At 69.0% G+C, this 15,654-nt stretch carries 12 protein-coding genes and 1 pseudogene; 10 read left to right on the top strand and 3 right to left on the bottom strand.

From position 1 onward, the window contains the following. Position 1: 1 nt before the first annotated feature. Both IEX18_RS17035 and IEX18_RS17030 read right to left on the bottom strand, forming a co-directional pair. A complete protein-coding gene (locus IEX18_RS17035; protein ID WP_188660708.1) occupies positions 2 to 1,537 on the bottom strand; it encodes an alpha-L-fucosidase in 1,536 nt (511 codons plus the stop codon). 106 nt (positions 1,538 to 1,643) lie between these two features. Next, positions 1,644 to 3,014, bottom strand: a complete 1,371-nt coding sequence (locus tag IEX18_RS17030) for a helix-turn-helix domain-containing protein (protein ID WP_188660705.1) — start codon at positions 3,012 to 3,014, stop codon at positions 1,644 to 1,646. Positions 3,015 to 3,131: 117 nt separating this feature from the next. On the opposite strand from IEX18_RS17030, the gene IEX18_RS17025 reads away from it, so the two are divergent. The 10 genes and pseudogenes from IEX18_RS17025 to IEX18_RS16980 all read left to right on the top strand — a co-directional run bounded on the left by IEX18_RS17025 (position 3,132) and on the right by IEX18_RS16980 (position 13,563). Continuing rightward, positions 3,132 to 4,658, top strand: coding sequence for an acyl-CoA carboxylase subunit beta (locus tag IEX18_RS17025; protein WP_188660702.1), 1,527 nt, complete (start codon positions 3,132 to 3,134; stop codon positions 4,656 to 4,658). Next, a complete protein-coding gene (locus IEX18_RS17020; RefSeq protein ID WP_188660699.1) occupies positions 4,655 to 4,906 on the top strand; it encodes a hypothetical protein in 252 nt (83 codons plus the stop codon). Before IEX18_RS17025 ends, IEX18_RS17020 begins: the two co-directional genes overlap by 4 nt. Then, entirely contained in the window at positions 4,903 to 5,322 is a 420-nt protein-coding gene (gene mce / locus IEX18_RS17015) for a methylmalonyl-CoA epimerase (RefSeq protein WP_188660855.1), read from the top strand. Before IEX18_RS17020 ends, mce begins: the two co-directional genes overlap by 4 nt. A gap of 124 nt (positions 5,323 to 5,446) precedes the next feature. Next, complete coding sequence (gene scpA, locus IEX18_RS17010) at positions 5,447 to 7,687, top strand: methylmalonyl-CoA mutase (protein ID WP_188660696.1); 2,241 nt, start codon at positions 5,447 to 5,449, stop codon at positions 7,685 to 7,687. Next, a complete protein-coding gene (bioB, locus tag IEX18_RS17005; RefSeq protein ID WP_188660693.1) occupies positions 7,684 to 8,685 on the top strand; it encodes a biotin synthase BioB in 1,002 nt (333 codons plus the stop codon). Before scpA ends, bioB begins: the two co-directional genes overlap by 4 nt. Before the next feature lie 25 nt (positions 8,686 to 8,710). Beyond that, positions 8,711 to 8,917 (top strand): annotated as a pseudogene (locus IEX18_RS17000) (DUF4160 domain-containing protein). Next, on the top strand, positions 8,901 to 9,164 hold the full coding sequence (locus IEX18_RS16995; protein WP_188660690.1) for a DUF2442 domain-containing protein: 264 nt from the start codon (positions 8,901 to 8,903) through the stop codon (positions 9,162 to 9,164). The pseudogene IEX18_RS17000 and the gene IEX18_RS16995 overlap by 17 nt, the downstream one beginning before the upstream one ends. Before the next feature lie 74 nt (positions 9,165 to 9,238). Further along, complete coding sequence (locus tag IEX18_RS16990; protein ID WP_229664683.1) at positions 9,239 to 11,350, top strand: acetyl-CoA carboxylase biotin carboxylase subunit; 2,112 nt, start codon at positions 9,239 to 9,241, stop codon at positions 11,348 to 11,350. 42 nt (positions 11,351 to 11,392) lie between these two features. Next, entirely contained in the window at positions 11,393 to 12,898 is a 1,506-nt protein-coding gene (locus IEX18_RS16985) for a tryptophan halogenase family protein (RefSeq protein WP_188660684.1), read from the top strand. Beyond that, on the top strand, positions 12,895 to 13,563 hold the full coding sequence (locus tag IEX18_RS16980; RefSeq protein ID WP_188660681.1) for a DUF6445 family protein: 669 nt from the start codon (positions 12,895 to 12,897) through the stop codon (positions 13,561 to 13,563). The genes IEX18_RS16985 and IEX18_RS16980 overlap by 4 nt, the downstream gene beginning before the upstream one ends. Here the strand turns inward: IEX18_RS16980 and IEX18_RS16975 are convergent. Further along, positions 13,538 to 15,589, bottom strand: coding sequence for a hypothetical protein (locus IEX18_RS16975; RefSeq protein WP_188660678.1), 2,052 nt, complete (start codon positions 15,587 to 15,589; stop codon positions 13,538 to 13,540). The two genes, IEX18_RS16980 and IEX18_RS16975, sit on opposite strands and share 26 nt — an antisense overlap. Positions 15,590 to 15,654: the final 65 nt, after the last annotated feature.

Raw genomic sequence — 15,654 nt, 5'->3', positions numbered from 1 at the left:
GTCAGGCGAAACGGATGTCAAGCGCGACGCCCTGCGGCGTCGGCAGCGAAGCGGGCAGGTCGACCACCAGCGCGCTCGCGGTCTGGCGGAACGCAACCGGACCGCGCCCCAGCAGATGGACCGACCCGACCCGCCGCGGCTCCACCCGGCTGCCGCGCCGCAGCGTGGTGATCGCCACCGGCCCTGCCGGCGGGGCCAGGGTCAGCGCGAACAGTCGCTCGCCCTTCGTCGTGAAGCGGATGTCGCGCGCGGTGTAGCGGCCATTCTCGCCGAACGCGCCGCCCGCCGCCTCGGTCGGTCCTTCGCCGAAGATCTTCCAGGGCCGGGTGTCGTGGATCGCCTCGGCATTGACCTGGAACCAGCCCTCGAGATCGGCCAGCAGCCGGTCCGACTCCGGCGGCAGGCTGCCATCGGCGCGCAGGACGATGTTGAGCAGCAGGTTGCCGTTCTTGCTGACCACGTCGGTCAGGATGGCGAGCACCTCCGCGCTGGACTTCCAGCTGTCGTCGGTCTTGTGGAACCAGTCGCCGTTCGAACTGTCGGTCTGCCAGGGCAGGGGATTGATCCCCTTGAGCACGCCGCGCTCGACGTCCTGCACCGCGGTGCCCTCGAAGAAGTCGCCCGAACCCTGGTTCTTGCAGGCATAGACCGCCTCCACCTGCCCGGACGGGCCGGTGCGGCTGTTGTAGAAGTGCGCCATCAGGGCGCGCCCGACCTCGCCGAACGGGATGCCGCCGTCGGTATAGAGGAAGTCGGGCTGGTAGCTGTCGAGCAGGTCGCTGATCCGGTCGAACCAGTGGCGATGATAGGCCGGGTTTTTGGTGTACCAGGTGCCGGGCTTGTTGGTGAAGGGTTCGGTCCGGTTGTCGTGGTAGAGGTCGGCGTAGCGCGGATCGGCGCCGTCATACTCCACCCCGAGCCGCGGCCAGAACTGGTCGTAGAGGTGGTTGGGATACCACCAGGTATAGCTGGCGCCGAGATGCTCGGACACGCCGAACCGCATCCCGTGCCGCTTCGCCGCCGCCTGCCATTCGCCGACCACGTCGCGCTTCGGCCCCATCCGCGTCGCGTTCCAGCGCTGATGCCGCGATCGCCACAGGTCGAAATTGTCGTGGTGGACGCCCATCGACACGAGGTAGCGCGCGCCCGCAGCGGCGTAGCGGGCGGCCAGCGCATCGGGATCCCAGCGCGCCGCCGTCCAGAGCGGGATGATGTCCTTATAGCCCTTTTCCGACGGATGACCGTAGGTCTTGACGTGATGGTCGTAACAGGGATGGCCGGGGACATACATCCAGCGCGCATACCAGTCGCCCTGCGCCGGCACCGCCTGCGGACCCCAATGCGCCCAGATCCCGAACTTGGCGTTGCGGAACCATTCGGGCGCGCGATAGGCCTGGAGCGAGGCGACGCTGGCATCGAACCGGCCCGGCCGGATCGCCACCGGCGCGGTGGCGGCCGCCGCCGCGGCACCGCGGGAGCCGGCCCATAAGGCGGCAAGCGAACCGCCCAGCACATCGCGCTTGCTCAACTCGATCACGCACCCCTCCTCCGCGGCCGTCAACTGATCGGACGGCATCGGAGCGTTGTGCGGCATCCACACATATTTGAAAACATGTTTTTACGGGTAAGGGGCTAATTAGCGGTCATGCGAGCCGATAGGGCACGATCCGCCGGGTGTCGGGCTCCACCGCGATGCGCCGATCGGTCGGCGGAAAGGCCCGTTGATCGCAATCGGGCCGGGGACAGAGGCGGCAGGAGATGCCGATCGGCGTCGCGGGACCCGTGCGGTCGACCGCGTCCGCATAGACGAAGTCGGCGGCGTGGACCGCCTCGCACCCCAGCACCACGGCATAGCGGCGCGGCGCGCGGGCGAAGCGGCCCGACGGCTTCACCAGTCCCTTGGCCATGGACACGTAGCGCACGCCGTCCGGAGTCTCGGCATGCTGGACGAGGATGCGATCCGGAATCGCCGCTGCCTCATGAACGTGCCAGAGCGGACAGGCACCGCCGAAGCGGGCGAACTGGAGCCGCGTGGCGGAGTGGCGCTTGGTGATGTTGCCCGCCATGTCGACCCGGCAGAAGAAGAAGGGCACGCCCTCCGCCCCCGGTCTCTGCAAGGTCGACAGCCGGTGGCAGGCCTGTTCGAAACTGACGCCGAAGTACCGCGACAATTGATCGATATCGTGGCGCAGTCGCCGCGCCGTCGTGCGGAACGCCGCATAGGGCATCAGCATCGCCCCGGCCGCATAATTGGCCAGGCCGATCGCCAGCAGTCGCCGCGCCTCGGTCGCATCCAGTCCGGAGCTGTCGACCACCGCCGCGATCGCCTGGGAAAAGGCGCGGGTGGCGAGCCGGTGCGCCATTTGGAAACGGCGGCTCTCGGGCGGCAGCGCGCCGTTGACGATCAGCGTCGCGCCGTCGAGGCGGGCGATCGGGGCATCGGCATCGGGATCGGTCGCGACGTTGATTCCATGGCGTGCAAGCGCGTCTGTCAGGTCGAGCGGCGCTGTTGCCGCCGCGGCCAGGGCCTCGGCCGCCCGATCGAGCGGGTCGAGGTAATTGCCGGCCGCATGAAACCAGTCGCGCACCGCCTCCCAGGGCAGTCGCGCTGCACCCCCCGCCACCAGCGTTTCCTCCGCCAGCGCGAGCCGCTCCTCCGCCAGCCGTTTGGCGGCGTGGAGCGCGATCAGCCGGTCTGCAATGTCGGGACGATCCTCGGCCAGCCTGGCCGTGGTCTCCGCCGGCAACGGCGGCAGCGACGGATCCGCCAAGGCCTCGCCCAGCGCCACCAGCCGCCGCGCCGTATCGCCATCGGCAATGCCGGCCAGCGCCTGCGGGAAGTGGCGACCGATCGCGGCGATCACTGCTGCGGTCAACGGTCGCTCGCCGCCCTCGAGTTGCGAGAGGTAGCTGACCGACAGGCCGAGCCGCGCCGCCATCGCCCGCTGGTTGAGGCCAGCGGCCCGGCGCAGCGCGCGCAGCGAGTCGCCGGCATAGAGACGGGGCGGAGGCATAGCCGCGAGGATAGTTCGCAAGCCGCCGCTTCGCAAATTCGCAAGTTCACATTTGCGCCGCCGCGCCGTCGCGGGCAGGCAGGGACGGGCGACGGCCGGGTCGCAGGAGGAAATGGCATGTCGTCGACGATCGCGATGCTGGAAGCCAAGCGCGCCGCCGCGCGGGCGGGCGGTGGCGAGAAGCGGATCGCCGCCCAGCACGCCAAGGGCAAGCTGACCGCGCGCGAGCGGCTCGACGTGCTGCTCGATCAGGGCAGCTTCGAGGAGCTCGACATGTTCGTCGAGCATAATTGCGTCGATTTCGGCATGGCGGACCAGGTGATCCCGGGCGACGGCGTGGTGACGGGTTCGGGGACGATCAACGGCCGGCTGGTCTTCGTCTTCAGTCAGGACTTCACCGTGTTCGGCGGCTCGCTGTCCGAACGCCACGCGGCGAAGATCTGCAAGGTCATGGACATGGCGATGAAGGTTGGCGCGCCGGTGATCGGGCTGAACGACAGCGGCGGCGCGCGCATCCAGGAGGGCGTCGCGTCGCTGGGCGGCTATGCCGAGGTGTTCCAGCGCAACGTGCTGGCATCGGGCGTGGTGCCGCAGCTGTCGCTCATCATGGGGCCGTGCGCGGGCGGCGCAGTCTATTCGCCGGCGATGACCGACTTCATCTTCATGGTGAAGGATTCGAGCTATATGTTCGTCACCGGCCCCGACGTGGTGAAGACGGTGACCAACGAGGTGGTGACCCAGGAGGCGCTGGGCGGCGCGGTGACGCACACCACCAAGACGAGCGTCGCCGACGTCGCGTTCGAAGACGATATCGAGGCGCTGCTGGCGGCGCGCGACTTCATCGACTTCCTGCCGCTGTCGAACCGCGAACCCGTGCCGGAGCGGCCGACGGCGGACGCCTGGGACCGGGTCGAGGAGAGCCTCGATACGCTGATCCCCGCCAGCGCCAACCAGCCCTACGACATGCACGAATTGATCGCCAAGGTGGTCGACGAGGGCGATTTCTTCGAGATCCAGCCGGCGCATGCCGCCAACATCCTGTGCGGCTTCGGCCGGATCGAGGGACGGACGGTCGGCATCGTCGCCAACCAGCCGATGGTGCTGGCGGGCGTGCTCGACATCGCCAGCTCGAAGAAGGCGGCGCGCTTCGTGCGCTTCTGCGATGCGTTCGAGATCCCGATCGTGACCTTCGTCGACGTGCCGGGCTTCCTGCCGGGCACCGCGCAGGAGCATAACGGCATCATCAAGCATGGCGCGAAACTGCTATTCGCCTATGCCGAGGCGACGGTGCCGAAGATCACCGTCATCACGCGCAAGGCCTATGGCGGCGCGTACGACGTGATGGCGTCGAAGCATCTGCGCGGCGACCTCAACTATGCCTGGCCCACCGCCGAGATCGCGGTGATGGGCGCGAAGGGAGCCGTCGAGATCATCTTCCGCGGCCGCACGCCCGAGGAGATCGCCGAGCGCACCGCCGAATATGAGGCGCGCTTCGCCAATCCCTTCGTCGCGGCGAGCAAGGGTTTCATCGACGAGGTGATCCAGCCCCACTCGACGCGGCGGCGGATCGCGCTGGGGCTGCGGAAGCTGCGGGGGAAGAGCCTCGAGAACCCGTGGAAGAAGCATGACAATATCCCGCTATGAGCCGGGAAACGGTCACCGCGCTGTTGATCGTGGCGTTCGGGCTGGCGCTCGTCGCGCACTGTCCGCGGGCGGCGCTGCGCGAAATGCGGTCGGGCGTGGCGAAGGGCCGGCGCGGTGACTATGCACGCGCGACGATGCCCTATCGCTTTTGGAGCGTCATCTTCGGCACCGTCGCTGCGGGGGTGCTGGGCGCCGTATTCATGCTGCTCGGCGTGCGGGCGCTGCTTTACCCGGGAACGCTGACCTGACGACCTTGGGACGCCTCAACCATATCGGCATCGCTACGCCCTCCATCGCCCGGTCGGTCGAGACCTATCGCACACTCCTCGGCGCGGCGGCGATCGGGGAGCCGTTCGACCTGCCGGCGCAGGGGGTGAGAGTATGCTTCATCGACGCGCCCAACACGCAGATCGAGCTGATCGAACCTTATGACGACAGCTCGCCGATCGCCGGCTTCCTCAGAAAGAATCCGGCCGGCGGGCAGCATCATGTCTGTTTCGAGGTGCCGGATATCCAGGCCGCCGTCGCGGACCTGAAGGCGAAGGGCGCTACCATCCTGGGCGAGCCGCGGATCGGGGCGCATGGCACGCCGATCGTGTTCGTCCACCCGCGTGACATGGGCGGGGTGCTGGTCGAGTTGATGGAGACGCCGGATGGCCATTGAGCCGACATCCACCCCGGCGAAGGCCGGGGTCCAGGTGGGGGACGTGGGTTTGCTGACGCCCCGCTCCGTTACGGCCACCTTTCCACCTGGACCCCGGCCTTCGCCGGGGTGGAGCATCGCGTAGATGGCCGAGATCGAACGCAACCTCGGCGAGGATGCCGGCGCTGTGCCGTCCGCGCCGCCCCAGCCGGAGCCGACATCCCGCCCGACGCTCGCCGACTGGCAGGCCGCCGCCACGAAGGAGGTGAAGGGCCGCGACCTCGACTGGCAGACGCCCGAGGGGATCACGGTCAAGCCTCTCTACACCGCCGAGGATGTCGCCGATTGGGACCCCGGCCTGCCGGGCTTCGCACCTTTCACCCGCGGCGTGCGCGCGTCGATGTACGCGGGCCGGCCCTGGACGATCCGCCAATATGCGGGCTTCTCGACCGCCGAGGAGTCGAACGCCTTCTACCGCCGCAACCTCGCCGCAGGGCAGAAGGGTTTGAGCGTCGCCTTCGATCTCGCCACCCATCGCGGCTATGACAGCGACCACCCGCGCGTGGTCGGCGATGTCGGCAAGGCGGGCGTGGCGATCGACAGTGTCGAGGACATGAAGATCCTGTTCGACGGCATCCCGCTCGGCGAGATGAGCGTCAGCATGACGATGAACGGCGCGGTGATCCCGATCCTCGCCTTCTTCATCGTCGCGGGCGAGGAGCAGGGCGTCGCACGGCATCAGCTCGACGGGACCATCCAGAACGACATCCTCAAGGAGTTCATGGTCCGCAACACGTACATCTATCCGCCCGAACCCTCGATGCGGATCATCGCGGACATCATCGCCTATACCTCGGCCGAGATGCCGAAGTTCAACAGCATCTCGATCAGCGGCTATCACATGCAGGAAGCCGGGGCGACGCAGGTGCAGGAACTGGCCTTCACCATCGCCGACGGGCGCGAATATGCGCGCGCGGCGATGGCGGCGGGGCTGGATATCGACCGGTTCGCGGGCCGCCTGTCCTTCTTCTTCGCGATCGGCATGAACTTCTTCATGGAGGTCGCCAAGCTGCGCGCGGCGCGCGTGCTGTGGCACCGGGTGATGACCGATCTCGGCGCCAGGGACGAGCGGTCGAAGATGCTGCGCACCCATTGCCAGACGTCCGGCGTGTCGCTGCAGGAGCAGGACCCGTACAACAACGTCATCCGCACCACGATCGAGGCGATGGCGGCAATGCTGGGGGGCACCCAGTCGCTCCATACCAACGCCCTGGACGAGGCGATCGCGCTCCCGACCGACTTCTCCGCGCGGATCGCCCGCAACACGCAGATCGTGTTGCAGGAAGAGACGGGGATGACGAAGGTCGTCGATCCGCTCGGCGGCAGCTACTATGTGGAGGCGCTGACCAAACAGCTCGTGGACGAGGCGTGGGCGATCATCGAACGCGTCGAGGCGGAGGGCGGCATGGCGGCGGCGGTCGCCCAGGGCTGGCCCAAGGCGATGATCGAGGAAGCCGCCGCGGCGCGGCAGGCGCGGGTCGACCGTGGCGAGGACGTGATCGTCGGCGTCAACAAATACCGGCTGAAGGACGAGGATCCGATCGACATCCTCGCTGTCGACAACCATGCGGTGCGCGAGGCGCAGGTCGCGCGGCTGAAGCGGATGCGCGAGACCCGCGACGAGGCGGCGTGCCAGAAGGCGCTGGCGCGGCTGCGCGAGGCGGCGGGTCGCCCGTCAGGCGGTGACATGGACAGCAACCTCCTCGCTCTCGCGGTCGACTGCGCGCGGGCCCGCGCCTCGCTGGGCGAGATTTCGGCCGCGATGGAGGTCGCCTTCGGGCGCTACGGCACACAGCCGACGCCGGTCAGCGGCGTCTATGGCGGTGCCTATCGCGACGATGCGCGCTGGGACCGGCTGCGCCGTGGGGTCGAGGCGACCCAACGCCGGCTCGGCCGCCGTCCGCGCATGCTCGTCGCCAAGATGGGGCAGGACGGGCATGACCGCGGCGCGAACCTCGTCAGCAGTATGTTCGGCGATCTGGGTTTCGAGGTGGTGCCGGGGCCGCTGTTCCAGACGCCCGCAGAGGCCGCCGAACTGGCGCTGGCACGGGACGTCGACGTGGTCGGCGCGTCGAGCCTCGCGGCCGGACACAAGACGCTGATTCCCGAACTGATCGGTCATCTGCGCGACGCCGGCCGCGCCGATATCAAGGTGATCGCCGGCGGCGTGATCCCCGCGCAGGACTATCAGGCGCTGCGCGACGCGGGCGTGCAGGCGATCTTCGGGCCGGGAACCAACTTGATCGCCGCGGCCGAAGACGTTCTACGGCTGCTCGGCCACAACATGCCCTCCGAGGCCGAAGAGACACAGGACGCCGCCGAATGATCCGTACCGACTGGACCCGCGACGAGATCGCCGTATTGTTCGACTTGCCCTTCGACGAACTGATGTATCAGGCGCAGACCGTGCATCGCGCCCATCATGCGGTCGGCGAGGTGCAGCTGTGCACGCTACTGTCGATCAAGACCGGCGGCTGCCCGGAGGATTGCGGCTATTGCTCGCAGTCGGTCCATGCCGATAGCGGGGTGAAGGCGACCAAGCTGATGGACGTGCAGGCGGTGCTCCAGCGAGCGGCCGAGGCGAAGGATGCAGGCTCGCAGCGCTTCTGCATGGGCGCGGCGTGGCGCAATCCGAAGGATCGCGACATGGACGCGATCGTCGCGATGATCGAGGGCGTACGCGGCATGGGGATGGAAACCTGCATGACGCTGGGGATGCTGACCCCCGATCAGGCACGGCGGCTAGGGGCGGCGGGCCTCGACTATTACAACCACAATATCGACACCTCCCCGGAGCGTTATGGCGACGTCATCACCACGCGCAGCTTTGCCGAGCGGCTCGACACGCTGGAGCAGGTGCGGGCGGCCGGGATCAACGTGTGCTGCGGTGGGATCGTCGGGATGGGCGAGACGCGCGAGGACCGGGTCGGCTTCGTCCACGCGCTCGCGACGCTGCCGCGCCACCCTGAAAGCGTGCCGGTCAACGCGCTGGTACCGGTGAAGGGCACGGTGCTGGGCGACATGCTGGCCGATACGCCGCTCGCCAAGATCGACGATATCGAATTCGTCCGCACCGTCGCCGTCGCACGGATCGCGATGCCGCTCAGCATGGTCCGCCTGTCCGCCGGCCGCGAGTCGATGTCGGAGGCGACGCAGGCGCTGTGTTTCATGGCCGGCGCGAACTCGATCTTCACCGGCGACAAGCTGCTGACCACGGGCAACCGCGGCGACAGCGCGGACGCGGCGCTGTTTGCGAAGCTGGGGTTGAAGGCGATGGCGGCCGAGGAGCCGATGCGGGCGAGGGTATGCGAGGCGGCGGAATAGTGCCGACGGTCCTGCGGATCGGTGCATTCGCTTCTACTTCTACAGCCATGAGCCGAACGAGCCACCGCATGGTCATGTCGATCGGGGCGAGGCGACGATCAAGGTCTGACTCGAAGCGGTGGAAGTGGCGCGCAGCCGGGGGTTCCGCGCGCATGAGATCGATGACATCCTTGCCATGGTCGAGGAACATCGCACCGGGCTGTTGGAGGCGTGGCATGAATATCTCGGCTAGGGTCACCGACGAGCGCATTCTCGACGTTGGATTCGACGACGCCCGGCTGATCGTCGACCTGATGGACGGGCGAACGATCGCCGCGCCGCTTGCCTGGTATCCAAGGCTGCTGCGCGCCTCGCCGGAGCAGCGGCACAACTGGCAGCGGGCCGGCGCGGGCTATGGCATCCATTGGCCCGACATAGACGAGGACCTGAGCGTCGACGGACTCTTGCAGGGTCTTCCGGCGACGCAGGGCGCTGCCTGAACAGGATCCCGCAAGAGGATCGAGAACGACTGGATCCCGGCAGCCGGCGGGATCGCAGAAAGAATGAGAGAGGCCTGATGTTCAAGAAGATCCTGGTCGCCAATCGCGGCGAGATTGCGTGCCGGGTGTTCCGCACCGCCAAGCGGATGGGCATCAAGACCGTCGCGGTCTATTCGGATGCCGATGCGCGCAGCCCCCATGTCCTGATGGCGGACGAGGCGGTGCGGCTGGGACCGGCGCCGGCGGCGGACAGCTATCTCAAGGCCGAGCTGATCCTGCTCGCCGCGAAGGAGACGGGGGCGGATGCGATCCATCCCGGCTACGGCTTCCTGTCGGAGCGAGAGAGCTTCGCGCGCGCCTGCGCCGACGCGGGAATCGCCTTTATCGGCCCGCCGCCGGAGGCGATCGCGGCGATGGGCGACAAGATCGAATCGAAGAAGCTCGCCAAACAGGCCGGCGTCAATGTCGTGCCCGGCTATCTGGGCGAGATCGCCGATACCGACGAGGCGGTGCGGATCGCGTCCGACATCGGCTTTCCGGTGATGATGAAGGCCTCCGCCGGCGGCGGCGGCAAGGGCATGCGGCTCGCCTGGAACGAGGGCGACGTACGCGAAGGCTTCGAGGCGACCAAGCGCGAGGGGCTGGCGAGCTTCGGCGACGACCGCGTCTTCATCGAGAAGTTCATCGAGAGCCCGCGCCATATCGAGATCCAGCTGCTCGGCGACCGGCACGGCAACATCGTCTATCTCAACGAGCGCGAATGCTCGATCCAGCGCCGGCACCAGAAGGTGGTGGAGGAGGCGCCGTCGCCCTTCGTCAGCCCGGCGATGCGCCGCGCGATGGGCGAGCAGGCGGTCGCGCTGGCGCGGGCGGTCGGCTATTACAGCGCGGGAACGGTCGAGCTGATCGTGTCCGGCGCGGACCCGACGGGCGAGAGCTTCTACTTCCTCGAGATGAACACCCGCCTTCAGGTGGAGCATCCGGTGACCGAGGAGATCACCGGGCTCGATCTGGTCGAGCAGATGATCCGCGTCGCGGCCGGAGAGCCGTTGAGCTTCACCCAGGACGATGTACGGATCGATGGCTGGGCGATCGAGAATCGCGTCTATGCGGAGGATCCGTATCGCGGCTTCCTGCCGAGCATCGGGCGGCTGGTCAGATACGCTCCTCCCCACAGCGTGGGGAGGGGGACCGCCGGCGAAGCCGGTGGTGGAGGGGGGACGCCACAGGCGGATCGCTTCCGGCCATCCCCCTCCACCACCGACCTGCGGTCGGCGGTCCCCCTCCCCGCGAGCGGGGAGGACCTGTCCATCGTTCGCATCGACGACGGCGTCGCCGAGGGCGGCGAGGTCAGCATGTTCTACGACCCGATGATCGCCAAGCTCGTCACCTGGGCGCCGACGCGCGAAGCGGCGATCGATGCGCAGATCGCGGCGCTCGATGCGTTCGAGATCGACGGGCCCGGCACCAACCTCGACTTCCTGTCGGCGCTGATGCAGCATCCGCGCTTCCGCGAAGGGCGGCTGACCACCGGCTTCATCGCCGAGGAATATCCGGACGGCTTTCACGGCGCACCGGCCAGCCCCGACCTGCTGCGCAACCTCGCCGGCATCGCCGCCTTCGCCGCCACCGCGCAGGCCGATCGGGCGCGCCGGATCGATGGCCAGCTCGGCCGCCGGCTGCGCCCCCCTGCCGACTGGATGGTGCGGATCGGCGGCATCGACCACGCCGTCTCGGTGTCGCCGGACGCGATCGCGATCGACGGCACGCCGCTCGATCTGTCGGCCGAATATACGCCCGGCGACCGGGTGGTGGAGGCGGAAGTCGGCGGCGCGCCGCTGATCGTGAGGCTGGCGCCGACCCGCACCGGCTTCCGCCTGACCACCCGCGGGGCGGCGCATGTCGCGCGCGTCCTGCCGGCGCATATCGCGCCATATGCGCAGCATCTGGTCGAGAAGGTGCCGCCCGATCTCTCCCGCTTCCTGATCGCGCCGATGCCGGGCCTGCTCGTCCGACTCGACGTCGCGCCCGGCGACCGGGTTGAGCTCGGTCAGCCGCTCGCAGTGGTCGAGGCGATGAAGATGGAGAATATCCTGCGCGCCGGCAAGGCGGGGACGGTCAAGGCGGTGGAGGCGCGGACGGGCGACAGCCTGGCGGTGGACCAGGTGATCCTGGAGCTGGAATGAGGCACGGTTGCGCGGTGCCGCCGAACGGTTAGGGACGATCGGATGAGCGCGCCGGAGCGGGTCAAGCGGGTCGTGATTCTGGGCGGGGGCACCGCCGGGTGGATGACGGCTGCTGCCCTGTCGCGCAGCCTGGGCCGCACGGTAGAGGTGACGCTGCTCGAGTCCGAGGAGATCGGCACGGTCGGCGTCGGCGAGGCGACGATCCCGACCATCCACTGGTTCAACGAGCTGATCGGCCTCGACGAGGCGGCGTTCCTGCAGGCGACCAAGGCAACCTTCAAGCTCGGCATCGAGTTCGTCGACTGGACGGCGCCCGGGCATCGCTACTTCCATCCCTTCGGCCAATATGGCGTGACGCTGCCTGGCGTCGCCTTCCACCATCGCTGGCTCAAGGCGCGGGCCGACGGCCTCGACCTGCCGCTGTCCGCTTTGTCCCTGGCGACGCGGCTGGCGGCGGAAGGGCGCTTCGCCAAGCCGGCAGGCGAGGGACGGTCCATCCTGTCGACGCTCGGCTACGCCTATCATTTCGATGCCGGCCTCTACGCCGCCTATCTGCGCGGGCTGAGCGAGGCCGCCGGCGTTCGCCGGGTCGAGGGCCGGCTGCGCGATGTCGAACGCGAGGGGGAGCGCGGCTTCGTCACCGCGCTCACTACCGAAGGCGGCGAGCGGCTGGCGGGTGACCTGTTCATCGACTGCTCGGGCTTTCGCGCCCTCCTGATCGCGGGGGCGATGGGTGAACCCTATGAGGACTGGTCGCACTGGCTGCCCTGTGACCGCGCCGTCGCCGTGCCCTGCGCCCGGGCGGCCACGACCACCCCCTATACCCGGTCGACGGCCCGGGCGGCGGGCTGGCAGTGGCGCATCCCGCTCCAGCACCGCACCGGCAACGGCTATGTCTATGCCAGCCGGCACCTTTCGGACGACGAGGCGGCGGCGACGCTCCTCGGCCATCTCGACGGGGAGGCGCTGGCCGACCCCCGCTTCCTCCGTTTCACCGCCGGCACGCGGCGACGACCGTGGCGGGGCAACGTCGTCGCGATCGGCCTGTCCTCGGGCTTCCTCGAACCGCTGGAATCGACCAGCATCCACCTGATCCAGAGCGGCATCACCAAGCTGCTGACCCTGTTTCCGGACACCGACTGCGACCCGGCGCTGGCCGATCGCTTCAACGACGTGTTCGGACGCGACATGGACGGGATCAAGGATTTCCTAATCCTCCATTATCATGCGCAGAGCCGGCCGGAGCCCCTGTGGCAGCAGTGCCGCACCATGGCGCTGCCCGAGACGCTGTCGGCGCGCGAGGCGCAATATCGCCGGTCCGGGCGGCTGATCCTCGACGCGGACGAGCTGTTTCGCGAGGCGAGCTGGCTCGCCGTGCTCAACGGGCAGGGCGTCTTCGCCGGCGGCTATAACCCGCTCGCCGACACGCTCGATCCCGCGACCAACCGCGCCCAGGTGCAACAGGTCGCCGACGTGATTGCGCGCGCCGCGCCGACCCTGCCGCTTCACGATGCCGCGCTGGCGCAGATCCTTCGGCCTTCCGCATGACATCGCCTGCGATCGCCGCGCGCCGCATCGGCACCGAGCGCCAGCCGATCGCGATCATAGACCAATTCCATCCCGATCCCGATGCCCTGCGCACCGCCGCATGCGTCGCGATCTTCGAGCCGGGTCGCCATCATTATCCCGGCATCCGCGCCGCCTTGCCGCAGGACTATTTCGCGGCGGTGCGCGCGCCGCTTCTCACGACGCTACGCGAGGTGTTCGCGCAGGGTACGCAGCTCGCACTACTCGATGCCAGCTTCGCGATGGTGACGCAGCCGCCGGACAGTCTGGCGATCGCCCAGCGCATTCCGCATGTCGATGCGGTGGACATCGACCGGATCGCGCTGGTCCATTATCTCGGCCCCGGCGACGGCACCGCCTTCTACCGGCATCGTTCGACCGGGTTCGAGACGGTCGATGCGGCACGCGGCTCCGGCTACCGGCAGACGCTGCGGGACGAACTCGCCGCCGCCCCGCCGCCGCCCGCCTATATCGCCGACAGCACGCCGCTGTTCGAGCGGATCGCACTGGTCGAGGCGCGGTACAACCGCGCGGTCCTCTACCGCAGCCGGCTACTCCACAGCGGCGCGATCGCGCCGGACGCCGCCCTGAGCGACGATCCGGCGCAGGGGCGGCTGACGATCACCGCTTTCCTGTCCGCCCGCTGACCCGGGGCGGCTGCACCGCGAGATAGACGGTGCTCCACAGCTGCGCGGCATTGGACTCGTCGACGTCCTGCTTGCCCGCGCCGAAGGCGACGACCTTGTAGCGTCCGCCCTCATAGGCCCAGGACCAGAGTTCGGAGCTTTGCGTCGCCCGCGTCGCCTCGATTGCGCGCCACAGCCGCGCCTGCGTCTCGACGAGCAGCTGGCGTGTGGAGGGCGGGAGGTCGGTGCGGGCAAGCTGGCGCTCCAGCCCTGCGGCGAGCAACGCCTGCTGCCACGACCAGACGACCGCGCCGTGATAGGCGGCCGGGGTGAAGCGGGCTTGGACCTCGCCGCTCGCCAGCACGGGATTGGCGACGAGCAGGCCGATATCGGTCATCAGTCCGGCCGGAAAGGGCCGCGCGATCGCGCGCACGGCCGTGTCGAGTTCCGCCGGCGAGGGATTGCCGAACAGCAGCGCGAAGCCCTCGTCCGAATGGAGGATCGGCACCGGCCGCCCCGCCTGATCGAGTGCGATGGCGTGATAGACGAGCGGGCGGTCGCCCAACGCGGTGAGCGCGGGCCCGGCAGGGATGCCGAGCGTCTGCGCATAGCGCCGGATGCGGGGCGCGGCTTCGCCGGCCGGCACGCTGACGCGGAAGAGCTCCGGTGCCCGCGCCCGCCATGTCGCCGCCATTGCCCCCGCCTCGGCCAGGGCGGCGCGGTCCTCTGGAGCGAGATAGGGGTCGAGCAATCCCGCGGCGACCAGCCTCGCCCCCGCCTCGAGCGCGGCAGGTACGAAGACCGCGTTGACGTCATAGGCATATTTGCCGCGCCCCAGACCCTCTTCGCTGTCCCGCCACTGGCCGGTCAATCGACCGTCGTGCAGGCCGACCAGATTGGCGGCAACCGGAGCCGCGGCGAAGGGCTTAGCCGCCGCCGCGACGAAGCGCAGATTGCGGACGAGCGCCTTGCCCGCCGTTTCGCTCGTTCCCTGCCGCGCCTCGCTGGGGATGGCGCGAGCCAGGAAGCGCCGCGCGGCCGCCGGATCGCCCAGCAGATAGGCGGACGCGACGGGCGCAAGCATATAGTCGTCGTCGACCATGCCATAGTCGAGCGTCGCGGCATCGCCGCTGCCGCCGGCGCGGCGATGCTCGAGCACCGCGAACTCGCCGATCCCTTCCTCGTGGGCGACGTCGCCCGCAGGGCCGAGCCGGGCGAGGACGGCGCCGAGTCCCGCCTCGATCGCGGGCGGGCGCAGCGCCGGCATCAGCAGGCGGAGCGACATCAGCGTGTCGCGCCCGAAATAGGTGTTGAAGCGCCAGGATCCGGCGTTGAACTTCTCGCGATAGCTGAGAAAGCGCAGCGCGTTGCGGGCGACCGGATCGTCGGCGGCCCGGGCGTTGAGCAGCTCGGGCAGGGGAATGCCGGCGAGTGGCGGCTCGCCGCTCGCCGCGACGATCTCGAGCCGGATGCGCCCGCCCCGCCCGGCGACGATCGCCTCGTCCACGATCCGGCCTTCGAGGACGCGAAGCACTAGCTGATAGCCCGGCGCGCCGTCGAGGCGATCGCGCTGCCAGACCATCCGCGCCCCATCACGGCGCAGCGGCACGGCGACCTCGGGCGGGAAGCGCCCGACCGACTGATAGTCGCGCAGGAAGCGCACGTTGGAGAGCACCGCCTGCTTCACCTCCAGCCGAAGCGCGGCGATGGTGGCGACGGCGCGCACGCCGTGGAGCGCGCGTCCCTTGGCATCGCGCAGCGTCAGCGGCTGGGGTGCCTGCTCCAGCCGCCATGTGGCGGGCGCGGCGAGCGGCTTGAACCACAGGCCCACGCCGCTGTTTCCCGCGGGAAACGCGACAAGGATGCGAGGATCGACGCCGTTCCGCAGCAACAGGTGCGCGGCGACCGGTCCCTCGCGGACGAAGGCGTTGATGTTCTGCCCCTCGGTCAGCTGATAGGCGAGTTCGGGCGCGGCCTGTCCGGCCATGGCGATCCCGGCGCTAGCCGCCAGCGCGCCGGCCAGCAGGGCATAGGTGATCCGCTTCATATGCAATCTTCCCTCGAAGCTGGGACGATAAAAAGGGCGCGGCAGCTGGTGAGCCGCCGCGCCCG

The organism is Sphingomonas metalli, from assembly GCF_014641735.1.
Taxonomy (GTDB): Bacteria; Pseudomonadota; Alphaproteobacteria; order Sphingomonadales; family Sphingomonadaceae; genus Sphingomonas; species Sphingomonas metalli.
This window is presented reverse-complemented; position numbering and strand designations above follow the sequence as displayed.